Source organism: Dietzia lutea, from assembly GCF_003096075.1.
In the GTDB taxonomy this organism is placed as follows: Bacteria; Actinomycetota; Actinomycetes; order Mycobacteriales; family Mycobacteriaceae; genus Dietzia; species Dietzia lutea.
In genome coordinates this window covers 2,688,492-2,708,399 of record NZ_CP015449.1, presented here as the reverse complement: position 1 = coordinate 2,708,399, position 19,908 = coordinate 2,688,492, and the positions used below count along the sequence as shown (strand labels likewise).

The following is a 19,908-nucleotide window of genomic DNA, read 5'->3' as shown; positions in this document are numbered from 1 at the left end:
TGTGTGACGGTCGGTCGTGGGGCGCAGTTCGGGGGATCGCGACGCGTGGTCGGACGGTGTGGTCACTCTGCGGCGGAGGTCTCGGGTAACCAGAGGGCGATGTCGGGGAAGAAGATCAGGGCCACGAGGATGACCGCGCTGGTGACGACGAACCAGGACACGCCCTTGAACACATCTGACAGGCGGATCGTCGCCCCGCGGTTGACCTCCGGGTGGGACGCAATCCGGTGGATGATGTAGCTGAGCATGCCAATCGGAGGGGTGACCAGTGCGAGCTCGACCAGGATCACCATGAAGACGCCGAACCACAGGAGGCTGATGTCGAAAGTGGAGAGGACCGGCATCAGGATCGGCACGGTGAGCAGAATCATCGCAAGACCGTCCATGAACATTCCGAGGATGAGGAACGCGAAGATCAGGCAGATGAGGAACAGCGTCCGGCTCAAGCCGAGTGAGGAGATCGTCTCGGTGATCCAGTCCGCGACGCCGGACAGCGCGACCACTCTGGTGAGTACGTGCACGCCCATGAGGAGAAGGAAGATCGAGGCGACGCTGGCAGCGGTCTCGCGGAGAGAGGTCAGCACGGTCCGCACCAGGTGTCGGGCGGAACGGTCGTCGCCGAACAGCCAGCCCAGCAGTATCGCGGCGAGGGCACCGAATGCTCCTGCTTCCGTCGGCGTGAATACCCCGGTGTACATCCCGCCGATGATGAGGATCAGAATGAGTGTGACCGGAGTTACGTCCCAGAGGGAACGAAACCGCGCCCGCCAGGTGTAGCGGATGGTCGACCTGGGCCCCAAGGTCGGGTCGAGACTGCACCTGACCACGATGAGGACGCCGTACGCCAGGGCGGTGAGCAGGCCCGGGACGAGCGCGGCGAGAAGCTGGGGGCCGACGGGCGTCTCCGCGACACCCGCGTAGATCACGAGGATCACGCTCGGCGGGATGAGCATCCCCAGGGTGCCGGACATGGCTACAACACCGGTTGCCAGCGACGGCTTGTATCCGGCGCGGAGCATCTCCGGGACGGTGGTGCGACCGAGCGCGTAGGAGATGGCGATCGAACTCCCGCTCGAAGCCGCCAGGCCCGCGCCCGCGAAGTTGGTCGATACCGCGAGCCCTCCGGGAAGTCGGCCGAGCCAGGCCTGGGCCGAGCTGAACAGCTTTCCCGTGAGGTTGAACCGGCCCATCGTCACGCCCATAAGGATGAACAGCGGGATTACCGACAGGCTCCAACTGGCGGCGGCGGTGAATGGAACGTCCTCGAACGTCACTGCGACAGCGCCGGTGCCTGCCAGCTTCCACAGGCCCACGGCGCCGGCTCCCATGATGGCGATCCCGACATGGATTCCGGCGACCATTGCGACGATGGACAGAAGAACGGTCAGTATGCCGACGATCGTGTCGGGAAGGTCCGGAGTGAACAGAATTACCGCCGCGAGGACAAGGGCGAAGACGAAGTTCCCCCAGTAGGCACGGATGAGGTTCCGATTGGGTTCCGGGGCGCTGAGGTCTTCGGCCGTAGCGACGCCGGTGCGGTCGGTGACGAGGGTGGCGTCAGACATTGGACTTCCTCGTGCGGTCGTTGGTCACCAGACTGATGACCGACATCAGGAGCTGGAGTGCGAACAGGGCGAACCCGAGCGCGAGCACGATTTTCACCGGCCAGATCGGGATCGTGATCGCGCCGAGGGCGATCTGCTGGACCTGAACAGCAAAGATCGCCGCCAGGATCGAGTAGTAGGTGAGTGCCGAGACGAACAGAAACATCAGCAGTCTGACGATCAGGTCAGACCACCAGCGGGAGACTGGATCCAGGTACTGGGTGAGGATTGTGGCGTTGATGTGTTCGCCGATTCTCTCCGCGTAACCCATTGCCAACATCACGATCACCACCATCGACCAGTTCTGAGTGATCTCAAGGGTGCCTGGTAGGGGAGCGCCACCAAGATTGCGGAAGCCGACGTCCGCGGCGATGTGAACGCCCATTGCGAGGGTGGCGATACCGGCGATGACTGCACTGGCGTATAGCACCCGGGAGAGGGCCTTCTGGCCCGGGATGCGACGCTCCGCATCAGTAGCGGTGTCCATCGTGTCCTCCAACGGTTCGCGAGGGTTCAGGGCGTGGTGCGGGGAAAGAGCTCGGACCGGACCGTCTGCTGGTACGGAGCCAGGTCGATCTCGACGTTCTCGGGGTCGTCGGGGATCTCGGATAGAGACGGATCGTTGTAGCCCATGTGCTCCAGGCGGGCTTTCCAGTCGGCCATGATCAGGCGGTATCGCTCGACCGTGCCTTCTGGGTCCTCGAGGTCCTCGGGCGCGCGATCGGGGAGAGTGCGCAGCGACTGCTCCTGATGGGCCTCGAGGGTGTCCTTGATCTCGGGATCGGCGTCATAAAAGCTCACGCCCTTGTCGGCGCCCTCGGCGAGCAGCCGCTGGTGTAGAACGATTCCCTCCTCGCGGAGGTAGCCGTCGAACCACGTCAGCCGGGCCTCGTCGATCACCTGGCGAGCATCTTCGGGGAGCCTGTTCCAGACGTCCTCGTTCATGATCACGTACTGCGTGTAGCTGGAGAACGGGATGTCGGCGTAGTGCTTGGCGACCTCCCACAGTCCCAGAGCGATCATGATCTTGCCGTTGGCCAGTGAACAGTCGATCACTCCCCGCTGAAGTCCCTCGTAGATCTCGCCTGTCGGCAGCGTCACCGGGACCATCCCGAGGGCTTCGATCTCGCCGTAGTTGAAGGCACCCCCGCTTCGGACCCTCTTACCCCTCGCATCCGCGAGGCTGTTCACGGGCTCCTTGCACACGAGGTGGTAGTTGGTCGACGGGGTCCAGGTGAAGAGGAGTTTGATGTCCTGATCCGAGAACTGCTCCTCGATCAGCGGGTCCGTGAGGGCAAATTCGCTCCCTCCGGCGAAGGCCTGCAGCATTCCCAGCGGGTACTCCGGCTCGACGACGCTGGCCATCTGAGTTGTCCAGTCGGTCATCGGGAACTCCGACGGGTAGTAACTCGGGGTGAACATGCCCATGTCGACGATTCCCCCACGAACCGCCTGTGCCATCTCGGCACCCTTGACGAGGCTCCCGCCCCAGTATTCGTCAAAGGTGATCTTGCCCCCGGACTCGCGCTCCACCTGCTCGGCGAACGAGCGGAATGGACCCGCCGAGGACACCGTCGTGTAATCGCCGTAGCGGAGGGTGATCGGATCCATCGTCTGGAGGCTGTCGCCGGTGATGCGGTGCCCACCGGAGCAGGAGGTTGCTGCGAGCGCTCCGACCATCGTCAAGGCGAGCGCCGTGCGTCGCACCGCGTGGCCCTTGCTGGTGATGTTCATCGGGCTCCTTCATGACGGAGGTGACAGGTTCGAGCCCGAGGCGAAAGTAATTCACGTCACAGTTCGAACGTTCGTTAAGTTAGCTGCGCCCTGGCGTTGCTGTCAAGAAATGATCGTCATGAATTGGCTACTCCCTGTTTCCGTCGAGGGCGCACGCATCGCCGAGGATGGGACAGCAGATGGCGCGGCGCACGGAGCACTCCTTGTGCGGGGGCGACAATGAGTGGATGGCCAGCTCGCAACCCCTCGCCGCCCGTGCCCGACGCGGACTGCGCACCGTTCGCATGGTGCTCGTCCGTTCGGTGGCGGAGTTCCTCCGTGACCGTGGCCCGGACCTCGCCGGTTCGCTCACCTACTACGGGGTGCTCTCGCTGTTTCCGGCTGTGCTGGTGGTGGTGTCGCTGCTCGGTGTCTTCGGGCAGGGCTCCAGGACGGTGGACGCGGTGATGGACATGCTCTCCGACGTCGCGCCGTCGGAGGTGCTCGACCCGGTGCGCGGACCGGTCGAAGCGCTGGTCACGACTCCCGCCGCGGGTACCGCGCTCCTCGTGGGTACGGCGGTCGCATTGTGGTCGGCGTCGCGATACGTGCGTGCGCTCGGCAGGGCCATGAACGCGATGTTCGGCATCGAGGAAGGGCGGCCGCCGTGGCGACTGCTACCCGCGGGTCTCGCGCTGACGGCGCTGCTGATCGTCCTGGTCGCCGTCGGCGGGGTGGCACTGGCGTTCAGTGGCCCGGTGGCGGAGACGGTGGGCGACTGGATCGGACTCGGCGACACGGCGCTGGCCGTGTGGGGAGTGGCCAAGTGGCCGGCTGCCGTGGTCGCGGTGATCCTGGCGTTGGCGATCCTCTACCGGTTCGCGCCCAACATCTCCGGGCGCCGATTCTCGTGGGTGTCGCTGGGGGCCGCCGCCGCGTTGGCGATCATGGGCGTCGCCACGGCCGGTCTGAGCTTCTTCGTCTCTAACTTCGGCAATTTCAACCGCGTGTACGGCTCGCTGGCCGGCGTGATCGTCTTTCTCCTGTGGCTGTGGCTGGTCAACATGGCCGTGGTCTTCGGGGTGCGTCTCGATGCAGAGGTGCTGAGGGTCCGGCAGCTGCGGTCCGGCATCGCGGCCGAGGAGGTCATCCAGGTGACGCCGCGTGACACCCGGGCCTGCGAGTGGGAGAACCGCCGCCGCGAGAAGATGATCGCGGAGTACCGCACGCTCCGGCGCGAGCGCGATGACGAGACCGGTCGCGACGACGGTACGACTCCCGACGACGAGGCGAGTCGCGATAGCGAGGCCAGCGATCCGACGCCGAGCAGAATCGCCGGGACCGGCGAAGAGCAGCGCCGCGCCGAGTAGGGTGCGGGGCTGAACGCCGACCGAGGAGCCCGCGATGAGCGAGAACCGGCCCGCGCGCGACCGGCCTGCGCCCGACGTCCCCGCCACCGACGGCGCGCCGGAGATCTGGCGCCTCGACCATCCCGAGCACGGGGTCCTCGAGTTCGCGGTGGGTTCGCCGGAAGAACTCCGCACCGTCGACCCCGGATACCCGCTGCGCAAGCCGTCCAGAAAGGGGTCCGCCCCGGCGGCCGTCGCGTCCCCGGGTTGCGCACTGCTGCGTGACGGCGAGGTGATCGCGCGCGCCCGGCAGATCAGTGACCGACGCTTCTCGCTCACTGCGGATCCGCCGAAGCCGGGCGAGCACACCACCGCGCCGCCGATCTCGAGTCCGCGCATCCAGGTGCGCACCAACATGCTCGACACGGCGGTCCGCCAGGTGACGTTCCGCGAGGTTCGCGACGTCGTGTATTTCGACCCACCGCCCGGCTCCGCGGCCGAGGCCAGGCTGGAAGCGATCGCGTCGACGCCGTGGAAGCGTGCGGTCTACCCGGTCGCGGCGGGCATCGGCAGGTCGGGGTGGGCGATCGCGATGATCGTGCTGCTGCCCCTGATCGGCCGCCTTCTCGAACCGGTGCTCGACTGGATCCTCGAGCGCATCCCGGACATCGACATCCCGTGGCCGGAGTTCTCCCTGCCGAGCATCCCCTGGCCGGCCATCACGCTGCCGTCGATCAACCTGCCGGAGATCTCGATCCCGGGGTGGGTGGAGTTCTTGCTCGAGTACAGCAAGGTGTGGGTGCCGTTGCTGGCGGGCGTGGCTCTGGCGGTGGTGGCGGTGCGGCAGTCGCGCAGGTCGCGCGAGACCAAACGTCGATGGGCGGCGGGGCAACCCCGCGGCCACTCCGCCGAGCAGCCCGACGAGCCCGAGCAGCCCGACCACCCGGGCCCGCCCGAGCCGCCTGAGCGCGCCGAGCAGCCGGGGCGCCCTGCGGACCCTTCGCAGGGCGGCGACGAGTCGTCGGGCGGCGGTCCGGCCGGGCGGTAGGGTTGTGCCCATGCGCCTCGTCGTCACCGGGGGAGCCGGGTTCATCGGCGCCAACTTCGTCCGCTCCGTCGTCCGCGAGTACCCGCAGGCCCACGTCACGGTGCTCGACTCCATGACGTATGCCGCCAACCGTGCGAACCTGCACGGGCTTCCCGCTGACCGGGTCCGGCTGGTGGAGGCCGACTGTGCGGACGCCGCGATCACGGACCGGTTGGTCTCCGAGCTGACGGGGCCGCGCGACGCGGTGGTGCATTTCGCGGCGGAGAGTCACAACGACAACTCGCTCGCCACGCCGTGGCCGTTCGTGCACTCGAACATCGTGGGCACGTACACGGTCCTCGAGGCCTGCCGCCGTCACGACGTGCGCCTGCACCACGTCTCGACGGACGAGGTCTACGGGGACCTGGAACTCGACGATCCGGCCAAGTTCACCCCGGCCACGGCGTACAACCCGTCGAGCCCGTACTCGGCGACCAAGGCGGGCGCGGACATGCTGGTGCGCGCGTGGGTCCGCAGCTTCGGGGTGCGCGCCACGATCAGCAACTGCTCGAACAATTACGGGCCCTACCAGCACGTGGAGAAGTTCATCCCGCGGCAGATCACCAACATCCTCGACGGTCGGCGGCCCCGCCTCTACGGCAGTGGAGCCAACGTGCGGGACTGGATCCACGTCGGCGATCACAACTCGGCGGTCCTGCGCATCCTCGAGGCGGGCGAGCCGGGACGGACGTACCTCATCGGCGCCGACGGCGAGCGCTCCAACCTCGAGGTCATGCGGATGATCTGCGAGCTCATGGGCGTGACCGGCTCGGAGGACGGCGCCGTGGCCGGCCCGAACGAGCCCGGCGGTGCCGGCTCGGACCCGGGATTCGACCACGTCACCGACCGCCCGGGCCACGACCTGCGCTACGCGATCGACGCCTCCGCGACCCGCGCCGAGCTGGGCTGGGAGCCGCAGCACCAGGATTTCCGCGAGGGCCTGCGGCAGACCATCGAGTGGTACGCCGACCACCGCGACTGGTGGAAGCCGGTCAAGGAGCGGGTGGAAGCGAAGTACGCCCGGACGGAGAAGGTCCTGTGACGGCGAGGGTGGCGCAGTGAAGGGCATCGTCCTGGCCGGTGGCAGCGGCACCCGGCTGCGGCCGCTGACGTTGGCCACGAGCAAGCAGCTGGTGCCGGTGTACGACAAGCCGATGATCTATTACCCGCTGTCGACGCTCATGCTGGCGGGGATCCGCGACATTCTCGTCATCACCACGCCCGAGGACGCGGGGCAGTTCCGGCGGCTGCTGGGCGACGGCAGCCAGTTCGGGATCGCGCTGAGCTATGTCGAACAGGCCGCTCCGGAGGGGCTGGCGCAGGCGTTCGTGCTGGGCGCGGAGCACATCGGCGGCGAGCCGGTCGCGTTGATCCTGGGCGACAACATCTTCTACGGCCCGGGCATGGGTACGCAGCTGCGCCGGTTCGCCGACCTCGACGGCGGCGCGGTGTTCGCCTACCGGGTGGCCGATCCGAGCCAGTACGGGGTGATCGATTTCGACGCCGACGGCCGGGCGATCAGCCTCGAGGAGAAGCCTCAGAACCCCTCGTCGGACTTCGCCGTGCCGGGGCTCTACTTCTATAGCGCCGACGTGGTGAACGTCGCGCGCGGTCTGGCCAAGTCGGCGCGCGGGGAGTACGAGATCACCGACATCAACCGGCACTACCTCGAGCAGGGCCGCCTCCAGGTCGAGGTGCTGCCGCGGGGCACCGCCTGGCTGGATACGGGCACCCACGACTCGCTGCTGGACGCCGGCAATTACGTCCGCACGATCGAGGACCGGCAGGGCCTGAAGATCGGTTGCCCGGAGGAGGTGGCGTGGCGGATGGGGTATCTCGACGACGACGAGCTCACCGATCGCGCGAACGCCCTGCAGAAGTCGGGGTACGGCCGGTATCTGCTGGATGTTCTGCGCCGGGAGAAGGGGCGGGGACTGTGAACGCCGACGACGAGGGCGCCGCCGCCCGCCCGGACGCGCTGCCGCGCGTGTTGGTGACCGGCGGGCGCGGACAGCTGGGTACGCACGTGCGGCTGGCGCACCCGGGCGAGGTGCTCGCGCCGGGCCGCGACGAACTGGACATCACCCGGGCGGAGTCCGTGGCCGAGTACCGGGACCGGCACCAGCCGGCGGTGGTGATCAACGCGGCCGCGTACACCGACGTCGACGGCGCGGAGACCGACGAGTCCGGGGCGCACCTGGTCAACGTCGAGGGGCCGCGGATCCTCGCCGAGGCCTGCCGGGAGCGCGGGCTGCGGCTGGTTCACGTCAGCACCGACTACGTCTTCTCCGGCGAGGTGCCACGCGGCCACGGGGACGCAGGCCCGGGCGGTGTGGGCTCGGACGGGGCGGGGGAGCCCGATCCCGATCCCGCGACCGCGCCGGCGCTCGAGCCGACCGACGCCACCGACCCGGCCACCGTGTACGGCCGCACCAAGCTGGCCGGCGAGCACGCCGTCCTGGCCGCCCACCCCGAGGCGACGATCCTGCGCACGTCGTGGCTGTACACCGGGCCGGAGCGGGAGCGGTTGGCGATCCCCGGCGGCGACTTCGTGGCGACCATGGCCCGGCTCGAGCGGGAGCGGGACGTGGTCAGCGTGGTCGACGACCAGTGGGGCTCGCCCACGCACGCCCCGACGCTGGCGGCGGCGATCCTCGAGATGCTCGCCCGCGAGGCCGCCACCCGCGAGGCCGCCGTGCACGCGGGCACCGGGCCCGACACCGCCGCCCCCTCTGGCGATACCCCCGCCGTCGACACCCGCGGCCTCGTCCTGCACGCCGCCGGCTCCGGCCGCGCCACCTGGTACGAGGTCGCCCGCCGCACGTTCGCCTACCTCGGCGCCGACCCCGCCCGCGTCCGACCCTGCACCACCGCCGACTTCCCCCGGCCCGCCCCGCGTCCCGCGTTCTCGGTGCTGTCCGGGCGGGCCTGGGAGACCGCCGGCCTGACGCCGCTGCCCGACTGGGACGACAGCCTGCGCGCCGCACTCGGGGGCGGGCCGGGCGCCGGGGGAGGGGACACCTCGTCGTCGTCACCCACACCACGGTGACCCCGCGCCCCCGCCGCCGATCCCCGCGCCCACCCCGACCGCACCAGGCGGCACCGGGATCGCGCGCGCCCCACCGACGCGCCCGCCGCCGCGCCCTCCGCCGGGTCGCGGTCGGCGTCAGCGCGGCCGTGGTCGTCGCCGCGCTCGCCCTCACCGCCTGGGGAGCGTTCCTCCTGCAGCCCCACGGCGACGAGCCGGTGCGCGCCGACGCGGTCGTCATGCTCGCCGGCGCCGACGACGGCCGACACCTGTACGCCCGCGACCTCGTCGAGGCCGGCTACGCCGACACCCTGCTGGTGAGTAACCCCGGCGGCAACTCCGAGACCGTCGCCCGCCGGCTGTGCACGGGCATCGCCCGCCCCCCCGACGCCGAGGTGGTGTGCTTCTCGCCCGAGCCGCGGACCACGTGGGGCGAGGCGCTCGAGGTGGACGCGATCGCGCGGGCCCGCGGGTGGGAGCGCGTCCTCGTCGTCACCAACCGCCCCCACACACTGCGCGCCGGGACGTGGATGCGCAGCGCCACCGACCTGGACGTGCGGATGACGCCCATCGACCGGGTCGACCGCGCGATGCTGCCCGTGCACCTGGTGTGGGAAGTCGCCGGGTGGATCAAAGGCCGCGTCAACGGCCACTGGTGACCCGGGATCAGGCGGGCCGCCGGGCGGGGGCCGCCGAGCGGGGGTGCCCCGCCGGGCCCGGGGTCAGGCGCTCTGGGACCGCATCGACGACGGCACCGCGATCGGCGCGCGCGTGGTGAGCCGCGGCGAGGTCAGCCCCTCGTGCGCCCGGGCGATCCGGCCGAACACGGCGGTGCGGTCCATCGGGCGGTGCGGCAGATCCAACGCGCGCCGCACGTCCGACGGCACGAGGCTCGTGGCCGCGTCCACCACCGTCGTGCACGACCGGTGCGCCGTCACCGAGTTCTCCGACACGCCCCGACACGCCCGGGCGGTCTCCCGCAGCCGACGCGCCGCGCGACGCCCGGCGACCGTGGCGCGGGCACGGCCACGCGCGCCCCGCAGCAGCTGCTCGAGCTCACGCACGGTGGTGGGGAAGGCCCGGGCGCCCTGCAGCCGGGCCAGGCCTGCCCACTGGCACACGTACCGGTCCGACTCGGCCGGGGTGAGCGGCCGACCCGAGAACCGCTGGAACGCCGCGAGCAGCGCCCACGCCAGGGCCGCCTGCGCCCACTCGACCAGCGCCGGGTCCGAACCGTAGTAGTAGTCCCCGTGCTCGGTGGTGCCGTTGAACGAGCTGCGGTCGCGGTGCGCGTGCTCGATCGTCACCATCGCGTCGTCGACGGTGCCGAACGTCGAGATCTCCACCAGGTCGTGCAGGTAGTCGTCCATCGTCCACGGGTTCTCGTCCGCGCCGCACGCCACCATGACGGAGGCGTACGCGGGATCGGCGGACAGCATGAGCAGGCCGGTGGTGATGCCGATCGGCGTGGACGCGTCGCCGTGGACCCGCCAGACGGGGTCGCCGGGCTGGAACCAGCGGGGGCCGGGAATGTCGAGGATCGAGCACACCGGCGAGTCCGCCGTACCGCGTGGATCTAGTGGTGACATGCACACACCCCGGGGTAGTGACGCCGCCTGAGGGGGGGCGGCCGGATGGGACCTGTCGCAGACTCTAGCGTCCAGCCGCGCGCCAGAGAAGAAAAGACGGAGGGATCGCTGAGGAAATCCCATGAACGACCGACACACCGCTTACATCTAGGCTGGGCGGCGCACGCCACACGCTTTCCGACCCCGAGGAGACGGCCGTGACCGCCACCCCCCTTCCCGCCCCCCGCACCGGCCCCGTCGTGCCCGACCGCTTCGCCGGGCGCACCGCCCTCGTGACCGGCGCCAGCCGGGGGATCGGCCTCGGCATCGCCGGGCGGCTCCTCGCCGAGGGCGCGTCCGTGGTCATCACCGCCCGCGGCCAGGAGGGGCTCGACGCCGCCGTCGCCGAGCTCGGTGCGTCCGACCGGGTGCTCGCCGTGGCGGGCAAGAGCGACGACGAGGAGCACCAGCGCGAGGTCGTGGCCCGTGCCGAGCAGACGTTCGGGCCGATCGATCTGCTGATCAACAACACCGGCATCAACCCGGTCTACGGCCGCACCGTCGACATCGACCTCGCCGCGGCCCGCAAGATCACCGAGGTCAACGCCCTCGGCACCCTGTCCTGGACGCAGAAGGTCTACCACTCCGGCCTCGGCGAGCGCGGCGGCGCGGTGGTCAACATCGCCTCCATCGCCGGCCTCGCCCCGTCGCCCGGGATCGGCTGGTACGGCGCGACCAAGGCGCTCGTCATGCGCCTCACCCAGGAACTCGCCGTGGAGGTCGGCCCGTCGGTGCGCGTGAACGCCGTCGCACCGGGCGTGGTCAAGACCCGGTTCGCCGAGGCCCTGTACGAGGGCCGCGAGGAGGCGATGGGCGCCGCCCTGCCCACCGGCCGACTCGGCGTGCCCGACGACATCGCGGGCCCCGTCGCGTTCCTGCTGTCCGACGACGCCCACTGGATCACCGGCCAGACCCTCGTCGTGGACGGCGGCGCCCACATCGTCGGCGCCGGGCTGCAGGGCTGAGGCGGTCCGCACATGACCTCGATCCAGGAGTACTGCGCCTCCACCGGTCGCGCCCTCGAGGCGAGCCCGCCCATGGCCGTCGCCGCCCAGCCGCTGACGTGGGTGGACAGCCCGCCGTGGCAGCGCATCGAGTCGCCCGAGCCGTCCGCGGTGATCTACGTCGACCCGGGCGCCCACCGCGACGGCTTCTCGCCCAACGCCGTGGCGACCTGCGCCCGCGTCGCCCCCGCGATGGACACCGAGCAGGCGGTCGAGATGATCGTCGCCACCGCCGACGCACTCGCCGACTGGACCCCGCTCGAGCAGGTCGCCGGTGAGGGCGACGAGTCCGCCGGCGCCGTCACCAGCATCTACCGCTACCTCCGCGGCACCTACACCGCCGAGCCCGGTGAGATGGCCACCTCGAGCCTGATCGTGGGATGGAGCGACGACGAGGCCACCTACGTCTTCCAGTTCGTCGTCACCGGGTGGCGCGAGGACGCCTCCGTCCACGACGACGCGATGAGCTGCCTGCTGATCGGCGAGTGGACGGCCGGACAGATCGTCGACGCGATGCGCGGCTAGGGTGGTCGGCGCCACGAGTGGGCGCCCACGTCGGGCGGGGCCCGCGCTGGTGGGCGAGGCCTCGAGACGGGTCAGGATCGGCAACGGGAAGGCGGAACGGGCGTGCAGCTGCGCGAGCTCAGTGTGACGGGGGCGTGGGAGATCACCCCGCGCCAGATCTCCGACGATCGCGGGGTCTTCCACGAAGCCTTCACCGACCCCACCTTCCGCGAGATGACCGGCCACCGCTTCGACCTCGCGCAGGTCAACGTGTCCGTCTCCGGAGAGGGCGTGCTGCGCGGACTGCACTACGCCGAGGTCCCGCCCGGGCAGGCCAAGTACGTGATGTGCCCGTCCGGCACCGTCTTCGACGTCGTCGTGGACGTCCGCGTGGGATCACCGACCTTCGGCGAATGGGCCGGCGTCCTCCTCGACTCCGTCGAGCAGCGGGCCGTCTACATCCCCGAGGGCGTCGCCCACGGATTCCTGGCCCTCGAACCGCAGTCCACCGTGATGTACTTCTGCTCAGAGGGCTGGCGGCCCGGCGCCGAGCACGTCATCGACGCCTTCGATCCGAAGATCGCGATCGACTGGCCGCAGATGGCGCTCGACGGCACCGCGATCGAGCACGTCATGAGCGACCGCGACCGCGACGCGCCGAGCCTGCTCGACGTGGCCGCCGCCGGGCGACTGTCGCAGTGGGACGCCTGTCGGTCGCACGTCGAGCGGCTGCGGGAGGCCACCCCCCGCGTCGACGCCGAGTGGCGTCCCGCCGAGGCCTGACCTACCCTCGGCGATCTGCCCCCGCCGACCCGCGCACCGGCGACTCGTGCAGTGTCGACCTGTGCACCGGCGAACCGTGCGCTGGCAGCGCGGTCGGCCGATACCCATCCGACGATCGAGGAGATCCCCATGTGCTACCCCGTCAACTGCCCCGTCTGCGGCAAGACCACCTGGGAGGGCTGCGGTGAGCACGTCGACCAGGTCAAGGCGGCCGTGCCCGCCGAGCAGTGGTGCGACGGACAGCACCGCGCCGCCGCCAACTGACCCGGCGTGGGCTGATCCCCCAGGGGCGGGGCTTAAGCCCGTCCGGCGGGGCCGGGCCCGGCGTGAGTTGATCCCTCAGGGGCGGGACCGGCCGCGCCCCTCTGGCCGATCGCGTCTCTCGGGCCGATCGCGTCTCTCGGGGGAGTCCGCGCGCGGTCTCGGCCCGCGCGCGCCGATCGGACGGTAGAACCAGGGGAGGTACCCCTCACCCCTCACGGAGGCCCCCAGTGAGCACCCCGTACGTCCTCGTCGAGAACACCGGCCCGATCGCCCGCGTCACGCTCGACCGGCCCGAGCGCCGCAACCCGCTGTCCCTGCAGATGATGCGCGAGGCCACCGCGGCGATCCGCGCACTCGGCGATGATCCCGACTGCCGGGTCGTCGTGCTCACCGGTTCCGGGCCGGCGCTCTCGGCCGGGCACGAGATCAGCGAGATGGTCGAGCGCTCCCTCGAGCAGGAGCGCGAGGTCTTCACGGTCTGCGTCGACCTCATGGAGAGCATCCAGGCCATCCGCCAGCCCGTGATCGCCGAGGTCCAGGGCCACGCGGTGGCGGCCGGCTGCCAGCTCGTGGCGACCTGCGATCTGGCCGTCGCCGTCGACACCGCCCGATTCGGCACCCCCGGCGTGAAGATCGGCCTGTTCTGCTCGACGCCCATGGTGGCGGTTTCCCGCAACATCGGCCGCAAGCGCGCCATGCAGATGCTGCTGACCGGCGAGACGATCGACGCGACCACCGCCGTCGAATGGGGGCTGATCAACGAGTCGGTCCCCGCCGACCGGCTACGCGCCCGCGTGGACGAGCTCGCCACGCAGATCGCCGACGCGAGCCCGCTGACACTGGAGATCGGCAAGCAGGCCTTCTACCGACAGATCGACCTGCCGCAGGACGAGGCCTACCGCGAGATGGCCGAGACCATGGCCACCAACGCCGGGACGTGCGATGCGCAGGAGGGGATGAGCGCGTTCCTCGAGAAGCGCACGCCGCAGTGGCGCGGTGAGTGAGGTGCAGCTCGCGCGCGACTGCTGCCACGGGGTCGTGGCTCGCGTGATCGCTCCACCCCGCACCCGCGGGTAGCCGCTCCCGGCGAGGGCGTCTCGCTCTCGCTGATGGCGTCTCGCTCCCGGCGATGCGCGCCAGGGACATCGACGCTCCTGTCCATGGCGTCTCGCCTGCCCGCCGGGCGGGGCGAGACGCCATGTTCGCGCGCGGCTGTGGTGGACCGCTGGGCCAGGCGCCGTCGAGCGGGCGCGGATGCCGGTGGAGTGGAGGCGTCTTCGCCGCCGACTAGGATCGACGCATGGCGCTTTCCGTGATGACGGTCTGTACAGGCAACATGTGTCGTTCACCGTTGACCGAGCGACTGCTGGCCGCACGCGCCGCCGCGGCCGGACTCGACGTGACGGTCGACTCCGCCGGGACCCGCGCCGCCAACGGAGCGGAGATCCACCGCGAGACCCTGCGGGTGCTGCAGGGCTACGGCGGTGAGGCCGACGGGTTCGCGTCACGGCTGCTCACCGCCAAGCTGCTCACCGGGCGGGACCTCGTCCTCACCGCGACCCGCGCGCACCGCGACGCCGTCCAGGAGCTCGCGCCCCTGCTGTGGAAGAGAACCTACACGCTCCTCGAGGCCGCGCGGCTGGCCGACACGGACGCGTCCGTCACGCTGGCGGGCCTGTCGCGCGCGCGGCTGAACATCAACACCGACGATCCAGCGCTCGACGTGGAGGACCCGATCGGGCGGGAGCCCGAGGTGTTCGACCGCACGGGCGCACAGATCAGCGACGCGGTGGACTCCATCGTCCGCCTGCTGGCGCGTAGCTGATCAAGGCGCTCCACGCGGTCTGCGCGATCGGTGGGCCGTCGACCCGCCTGCGCCCGGGGGCGTCAGGGGTCCAGCGGTTTACGACGGTCCAGTTCCCGCAGGAATTCCGGATCGTCGTCGGGAGCTATGACGCGCGGGGGAGCCGGCCGTGAGCCTGGCCCGAAGGCCCGCCACAGCAGGATCGCCACTGTCACCACCCCGATGAGTGCGAAGAGCCAGATCACTCGAACCTCCTTTCCACCACGATACGTATCCTGGGGACCATGAGCGAGCGAGACGAATCAACACACCCCACGGACGGGTCGACAGTGCCGGCCACCACCCCGAAGGGGAGCTCGCCCGGTGCCCGCCTGGCCCGGAACATGGTCTTCTACACGATCGTCCGCCTGCTGCTGGTGCTGGCGCTGACCCTGGTGATCATCGGGCTCGGCAGCCTCGCCGGGGTGCAGATCCCGGTCCTGGTCGCGGCGATCATCGCCGTGGTGATCGCGCTGCCGCTGTCGATGGTGCTGTTCAGCCGGATGCGCGCGCAGATCAACTCCGACATCGCCGAGGTGGACGCCGGGCGTCGCGAGAAGCACGATGACCTGCGTCGGCGCATGAACGAGGCCTGAGCCGACCCCGGAAGGGGCGGCCCCGGCAGGGAGACCTGCAGCGAACGGGAGGCGCGCCGCGGCGTCAGCTGCGCGGGCCCGAGACGGGCGGGGGTGCCAGTGGCGCCGGGCCGAGCCGGCAGGCGGCGTCAGCTGCGCGGGCCCGAGACGGGCGGGGGTGTCAGCTGCCCGGGCCGCCGGGCCAGAACGACCCCGGCCAGCGGAAGCCCGGGATGCGCACGGAACTCGGCGGCTCGCCGGAGGCGTCCGAACCCGCGGACCCCAGCGATCCGGAATCGCGGGTCGGCGGGACGGACGTCTGCGGAGCCGGCGGCTGGTGTCGACTCATATCCGCCTCCGTGGGGACGGAGGTCGGATCGGATGAGCCCGTCGGAGTGGGCTCCGTCCCGTCCGGAGCGGCCGGGTCGGGCAGCCCGGGCTCGCTCTGGCCCGGCTCGGTCCCGCCCGGTTCGGTGCCGCCGGGATCCGTGGTGGGCGACGGCGACGGCGACGTCGGAGTCGTCCCACCGGGTGACGTCCCAGGCGTGGTGCTGCCCGGCTCGTCCGTGCCGGTATTCGGATCGTCGGTGCCGGGCTCGCCTGGCCGATCGGTGGTCGTCTCGTCGTCGAGAGTCTCACGGCTGTCGACGAGCTCGGTCTCGAGCGGATCGATGTCGGTGCGCGGCTGGGCGGGTGTCCACTGCTCGCCGGTCGGCTGAGCTGTCGCCGTCTCGCTCGGAGGCGCGTAGGTGCCGGCCTCCTCGTCCGGGACGTACAACGCCCCAGGCGCCGGCTGGACGCCGATGTAGTAGCGGCTCAGGCAGTGATCGGTGACGTCCTGGGACCCGTCGGTGAAGATGGTCATCCCCGGGGTGCCCCCGTCGGCCTCGGTCGCGCACCGGGCGATGAACTTTCCCGGCTGCTCGTCGCGGTCCGTGGTCGCGGTGGGCGACGTCAGCTCGGTCGCGGACGCGGAGCGTGGCGCCTCCGAGAGCACCTGCGGCTCCGGCTGCGCGCACGACGCCGCCACCAGCGCGATTGCGCCGGCGGAGAGGAGCACCCGATTTCGCATAACGATAGTGTCTCAGTTCTGTCAAAGGATGGCCACCGGATAATCCCGGCGGGATTGAATTCGCAGGTGGCTAGCTCGTCGTGACCCGGGTCCGCACCGCCCCGAGGGCGGCGACACCGGCCGCGAGGAGCGCGCCGAGCACACCGCCGACCCCCACCTTCACCAGATCGGCCACGGGCAGGTTCTCGTTACCGTCCACCCCGGCGGCGCCGGTCAGTCCGCCGAAGACGCCGCCCACGCCGCTGCCAGCACCGGTCAGGGCCTCCGCGCCCGCGGACCCGAAGGCCGAACCCAGCACGACGCCGAGGACGGCCGCGCACGCCGCGACCAGCAGCGTCTCCAGGACCAGCATGAGCCAGACACCGGTACGGGTCACGCCCACGCCGCGCAGCAGTGAGATCTCCCGCGTCCGCTCGCGGACGGCCAGCGTGAGCGTGTTGGCCACGCCGACCAGTGCCAGGGCCACCGCCACCGCCAGCAGCAGCGAACTCGACGTGAGCACGGTACGGACCGACGTGGCGATCTGCTCGCGGGAGGCGAAACTCTCGGTCACGGCCAGGTCGGGCGCGGCGTCCACCACGGCCGAGCGCACGTCCTGCAGGGCGGCGTCGAGCTGCTCGCCCTCGAGGGCGTCGTCCATCCGCAGCCACAGCTCGGTGCGGGGCACGAACTGGTCCGGCACCTCCACGCCCTCGGGCCAGGGCGAGCCGTCGGGCAGTTGCGCCGCGGGCCAGGCCGGCACGCTGTCCGGGGCGGCGAGGGCCCACTGGTCGCTCGTCCTGCGCACCACGAGGTCGCGGCCGTCGTCGTCGGAGAAGAACGTGAACCGCACGGTGTCGCCGTCGCGGGCGTCCGCGGCCACGGGGGAGGACTCGGGCAGCACGATCTCGCCCGGCCCCGGCAGGACCACGTCGCGGCGCATGACCTCGCTGATCCGTTCCGGGTCGGCCACCCGCAGCACCGTGCGCTTACCCTGCGGGTCCTCCGCGTACATGTCCGTCACGACGAGCGACTCGGCCACGCCCCCGGTGTCGGCCAGGGTCTCGGGCAGGCCGGCGGGCAGGAGACCGCCGGGCGCGGTCACGGCCACGTCCAGGGGGACCCTGTCGACGAGGCGGGCCTGGATGGCGGGCCCGAGCAGTGCGATGCCGGTGACCATCGTCGCGGTGAGCGTCACGCCCACCAGGACCGCGGACGAGGTGGCGGCGGTGCGCCGCGGGCTGCGGGCGGTGTTGCGCGCGCCGAGCAGCCCCACCGGGCCGAGCACCACGCCCACCACCGTCCCGAGAGCGCCGAGGAGGGTGGGCAGCGCCCCGGCGGCCACCCCGTGGACGCCGAGGAACGCCAGGACCCCCCACGCGCCGGCGGAGACCACGTCGCGCGCGGCCACCGCGGCCGACATGGAATGCCAGCCGAACGCCGCCACCGCCGCGCCCACCACGACCATCGCGAGTCGCCGCCACCACGGGTCGGGACGCACGTCCGCCGGGCGCATCGCCTCGAGCGGACTACCGGAGGTGGCCCGCCACAACGACGGCAGCGCGGTGAGCACCGTGACGCCCATGCCCACCGCGGCGGCGAGCAGGTACGCGCGGCCGGGCACGGTCACCTCCTGCAACGGGATGGTCACCCCGAGCCGCGGTGCCTCCCGGGACGCCAGCGAGACAGCGAAACGGCCCAGGGCCAGTCCGGCCGCGGTGGCCAGCGCGCCCACCGCCAGCGCCTCGGCGATGCCCGAGACCCGCAGCTGCCACCGGGAGGCGCCCAGGCACCGCAGCAGGGCCGTCTCGCGCACGCGGGCGGCGAACACCACCGCGAAGGTCGTCCCGATCACCAGCGCGGCCACCGCCACCGCCAGCACGGTGAACGCCAGCAGGGCGCGCGTGTAGTCGTCGCGTCCGCCCATGAACGACTCGGCGAGCGCGTCGGCCTCGGCGGCGCCGGTGGACACCTCCACCGCGGACGTGCCGGGCACCTCGGCCAGCCGCCGTTCGATCTCCGCGGCGAGTGCGGCGTCGGGCACGGTGCCTTCGGAGGCCACGCGCACGTCCCCGCCGGCGCCGCTCGGCGCCCACTGCTGCACCTGCTCGTCGGTCGCGTACAGCGGGAACGCCGACTTCATGTCGGGCTGGCCGGCCAGGTCGAACAGGCCCACCACCGTGACGGGGGCGGGGTCGCCGCCGCCGGTCGGCTGCACCTCGAACGTGGCGCCCACCGGCAGATCCGCGTCCGCGCGGATCGCCACCTCGCCCGGAGTGGCGGGAAGCCGCCCGCCCGCCAGCGGCTGCCAGCGCAGGCCGTCATCGGTGGCGAGCGCCGTCGTCGTCGTCATCTGTTGGGCGCGACCCTCCACCCGGACCCGCACGTAGGTCTGCGCGTCCACGGTCACCGCACGCACGCCCGGCGTGGCGGCGATGGTCTCCAGGCCGAGCCGCTGGGACTCGGCGGCCTCCTCCCGTGCGGCCTCGCTGCCCGCGGACGTCCGGTCGCCGAGGTTCTGCACGAGCACCGCGGTGTTCGCGTAGCGCATGCCGAAGGTGGCGTCGGCGCTCGCCGCCATCGTCCGCAGGACGCCCACGGAGGCGAGGACGAACGCCACGGCGACCGCGATCGCCAGCAGCGTGCCCAGGTAGCGGCCCGCGTGGGCGCGCAGCTGACCGAGGACCAGTCGGGCGCTCACGCGGTGGCCGGCCGGCGACCGGCGATCGAGTGCATGGCCGCGTCCACGGCCTCGACGGTGGGGGAGGCCACCTCGTCGGCGATCCGGCCGTCGGCCAGCACCAGCACCGTGTCGGTGTGGGCGGCGGCGTGCGCGTCGTGGGTGACCATGACAACCGTCTGACCGGTCTCGCGCGCACACGCGCCGAGCAGTCCGAGCACGGCCTCGCCGGACTCGGAGTCGAGGTTGCCGGTGGGCTCGTCGGCGAACACCACGTCGGGGCGGGGCAGCAGGGCGCGCGCGATGGCCACCCGCTGCTGCTGACCGCCCGACAGCTCATGGGGTCGACGTCTGAGGAGATCCCCGATCCCCAGCTCACCGACCAGGGCGTCCAGGCGCGCGCGGTCGGGTCGGCGGACCGCCATCCGCACGGGCAGCACGAGGTTCTCCCGCACGGACAGCGCGGGCACGAGGTTGAAGGACTGGAACACGAAGCCCACGCGGGTGCGCCGCAGGCGGGTGCGGCCGGCGTCGCGCAGGCGCGTGACCTCGGTGGAGCCGATCGTCACGGTGCCGGCGTCGGGGGTGTCGAGTCCCGCGAGGCAGTGCATGAGCGTGGACTTCCCGCTGCCGGACGGGCCCATGACCGCGGTCCACCGGCCCTTGTCGATGGCCACGTCGACCCCGTCCAGCGCCCGGACCGTCACCCGCCCGTGGGAGTAGGTCTTGCGCAGGCCCTTGGCCCGGATGGCGATCTCGGGGGGTGGGGTCACGTGGGTCCTTCCGTCGCGGCGT

The 19,908-nt window shown here is 71.4% G+C and carries 21 protein-coding genes; 13 read left to right on the top strand and 8 right to left on the bottom strand.

The genetic code is table 11. From position 1 onward, the window contains the following. Positions 1 to 62: 62 nt before the first annotated feature. Genes A6035_RS12380 through A6035_RS12370 form a run of 3 tightly spaced genes read right to left on the bottom strand, consistent with a single transcriptional unit; the run spans position 63 to position 3,338 of the window. A complete protein-coding gene (locus tag A6035_RS12380; RefSeq protein WP_108848018.1) occupies positions 63 to 1,565 on the bottom strand; it encodes a TRAP transporter large permease in 1,503 nt (500 codons plus the stop codon). Next, positions 1,558 to 2,091, bottom strand: coding sequence for a TRAP transporter small permease subunit (locus A6035_RS12375; protein ID WP_108848017.1), 534 nt, complete (start codon positions 2,089 to 2,091; stop codon positions 1,558 to 1,560). The genes A6035_RS12380 and A6035_RS12375 overlap by 8 nt, the downstream gene beginning before the upstream one ends. 26 nt (positions 2,092 to 2,117) lie before the next feature. Beyond that, positions 2,118 to 3,338, bottom strand: coding sequence for a C4-dicarboxylate TRAP transporter substrate-binding protein (locus A6035_RS12370; protein ID WP_108848016.1), 1,221 nt, complete (start codon positions 3,336 to 3,338; stop codon positions 2,118 to 2,120). A gap of 227 nt (positions 3,339 to 3,565) precedes the next feature. Between A6035_RS12370 and A6035_RS12365 the strand changes: the two genes are divergently transcribed. Genes A6035_RS12365 through A6035_RS12340 form a run of 6 tightly spaced genes read left to right on the top strand, consistent with a single transcriptional unit; the run spans position 3,566 to position 9,440 of the window. After that, a complete protein-coding gene (locus A6035_RS12365) occupies positions 3,566 to 4,687 on the top strand; it encodes a YihY/virulence factor BrkB family protein (RefSeq protein ID WP_235026691.1) in 1,122 nt (373 codons plus the stop codon). A 34-nt stretch (positions 4,688 to 4,721) separates the two neighbouring features. Then, entirely contained in the window at positions 4,722 to 5,714 is a 993-nt protein-coding gene (locus A6035_RS18255) for a hypothetical protein (RefSeq protein WP_162533997.1), read from the top strand. A gap of 10 nt (positions 5,715 to 5,724) precedes the next feature. After that, positions 5,725 to 6,795 carry a dTDP-glucose 4,6-dehydratase gene (rfbB, locus tag A6035_RS12355; protein ID WP_108849269.1) on the top strand — a complete coding sequence of 357 codons (1,071 nt, stop codon included), beginning with the start codon at positions 5,725 to 5,727 and terminating at the stop codon, positions 6,793 to 6,795. 16 nt (positions 6,796 to 6,811) lie between these two features. Next, positions 6,812 to 7,693: a glucose-1-phosphate thymidylyltransferase RfbA gene (rfbA, locus tag A6035_RS12350; protein WP_108848015.1), complete on the top strand. Its 882-nt coding sequence runs from the start codon at positions 6,812 to 6,814 to the stop codon at positions 7,691 to 7,693. Continuing rightward, positions 7,690 to 8,802: an SDR family oxidoreductase gene (locus A6035_RS12345; protein WP_244192430.1), complete on the top strand. Its 1,113-nt coding sequence runs from the start codon at positions 7,690 to 7,692 to the stop codon at positions 8,800 to 8,802. The genes rfbA and A6035_RS12345 overlap by 4 nt, the downstream gene beginning before the upstream one ends. After that, positions 8,799 to 9,440 carry a YdcF family protein gene (locus tag A6035_RS12340; protein ID WP_244192429.1) on the top strand — a complete coding sequence of 214 codons (642 nt, stop codon included), beginning with the start codon at positions 8,799 to 8,801 and terminating at the stop codon, positions 9,438 to 9,440. Before A6035_RS12345 ends, A6035_RS12340 begins: the two co-directional genes overlap by 4 nt. A gap of 63 nt (positions 9,441 to 9,503) precedes the next feature. On the opposite strand, the gene A6035_RS12335 is transcribed toward A6035_RS12340, so the two are convergent. Then, positions 9,504 to 10,370 (bottom strand): oxygenase MpaB family protein, encoded by an 867-nt coding sequence (locus A6035_RS12335; RefSeq protein ID WP_244192428.1) that lies wholly within the window; start codon positions 10,368 to 10,370, stop codon positions 9,504 to 9,506. Positions 10,371 to 10,567: 197 nt separating this feature from the next. Here A6035_RS12335 and A6035_RS12330 point away from each other — a divergent pair, with 197 nt between their 5' ends. The 6 genes from A6035_RS12330 (at position 10,568) to A6035_RS12310 (ending at position 14,789) form a co-directional block, all read left to right on the top strand. Further along, positions 10,568 to 11,374 (top strand): SDR family oxidoreductase, encoded by an 807-nt coding sequence (locus A6035_RS12330; RefSeq protein ID WP_200836293.1) that lies wholly within the window; start codon positions 10,568 to 10,570, stop codon positions 11,372 to 11,374. A 12-nt stretch (positions 11,375 to 11,386) separates the two neighbouring features. Beyond that, positions 11,387 to 11,938 carry an LpqN/LpqT family lipoprotein gene (locus tag A6035_RS12325; protein ID WP_108848012.1) on the top strand — a complete coding sequence of 184 codons (552 nt, stop codon included), beginning with the start codon at positions 11,387 to 11,389 and terminating at the stop codon, positions 11,936 to 11,938. 102 nt (positions 11,939 to 12,040) lie between these two features. Next, positions 12,041 to 12,700, top strand: coding sequence for a dTDP-4-dehydrorhamnose 3,5-epimerase (rfbC, locus tag A6035_RS12320; RefSeq protein ID WP_108848011.1), 660 nt, complete (start codon positions 12,041 to 12,043; stop codon positions 12,698 to 12,700). 129 nt (positions 12,701 to 12,829) lie between these two features. Beyond that, positions 12,830 to 12,964, top strand: a complete 135-nt coding sequence (locus A6035_RS19175) for a hypothetical protein (protein ID WP_268817640.1) — start codon at positions 12,830 to 12,832, stop codon at positions 12,962 to 12,964. A 227-nt stretch (positions 12,965 to 13,191) separates the two neighbouring features. After that, a complete protein-coding gene (locus A6035_RS12315; RefSeq protein WP_108848010.1) occupies positions 13,192 to 13,968 on the top strand; it encodes an enoyl-CoA hydratase in 777 nt (258 codons plus the stop codon). Positions 13,969 to 14,264: 296 nt separating this feature from the next. Continuing rightward, the gene (locus A6035_RS12310) at positions 14,265 to 14,789 is read left to right on the top strand and encodes an arsenate reductase/protein-tyrosine-phosphatase family protein (RefSeq protein WP_108848009.1); all 525 of its coding nucleotides are present in this window, start codon (positions 14,265 to 14,267) and stop codon (positions 14,787 to 14,789) included. A 62-nt stretch (positions 14,790 to 14,851) separates the two neighbouring features. Here the strand turns inward: A6035_RS12310 and A6035_RS18430 are convergent, their stop codons facing one another. Continuing rightward, complete coding sequence (locus tag A6035_RS18430) at positions 14,852 to 15,013, bottom strand: hypothetical protein (protein ID WP_007632330.1); 162 nt, start codon at positions 15,011 to 15,013, stop codon at positions 14,852 to 14,854. Positions 15,014 to 15,052: 39 nt separating this feature from the next. On the opposite strand from A6035_RS18430, the gene A6035_RS12305 reads away from it, so the two are divergent. Next, positions 15,053 to 15,403 (top strand): DUF4229 domain-containing protein, encoded by a 351-nt coding sequence (locus tag A6035_RS12305; protein ID WP_167400726.1) that lies wholly within the window; start codon positions 15,053 to 15,055, stop codon positions 15,401 to 15,403. 160 nt (positions 15,404 to 15,563) lie between these two features. Here A6035_RS12305 and A6035_RS12300 read toward each other — a convergent pair whose 3' ends face one another. The 3 genes from A6035_RS12300 to A6035_RS12290 form a co-directional block, all read right to left on the bottom strand. Continuing rightward, positions 15,564 to 16,454, bottom strand: coding sequence for a lysozyme family protein (locus A6035_RS12300; RefSeq protein WP_235026542.1), 891 nt, complete (start codon positions 16,452 to 16,454; stop codon positions 15,564 to 15,566). A gap of 70 nt (positions 16,455 to 16,524) precedes the next feature. Further along, positions 16,525 to 19,134 (bottom strand): ABC transporter permease, encoded by a 2,610-nt coding sequence (locus A6035_RS12295; RefSeq protein WP_108848007.1) that lies wholly within the window; start codon positions 19,132 to 19,134, stop codon positions 16,525 to 16,527. After that, the gene (locus tag A6035_RS12290) at positions 19,131 to 19,886 is read right to left on the bottom strand and encodes an ABC transporter ATP-binding protein (RefSeq protein WP_108848006.1); all 756 of its coding nucleotides are present in this window, start codon (positions 19,884 to 19,886) and stop codon (positions 19,131 to 19,133) included. Before A6035_RS12290 ends, A6035_RS12295 begins: the two co-directional genes overlap by 4 nt. Between the last annotated feature and the right edge of the window lie 22 nt (positions 19,887 to 19,908).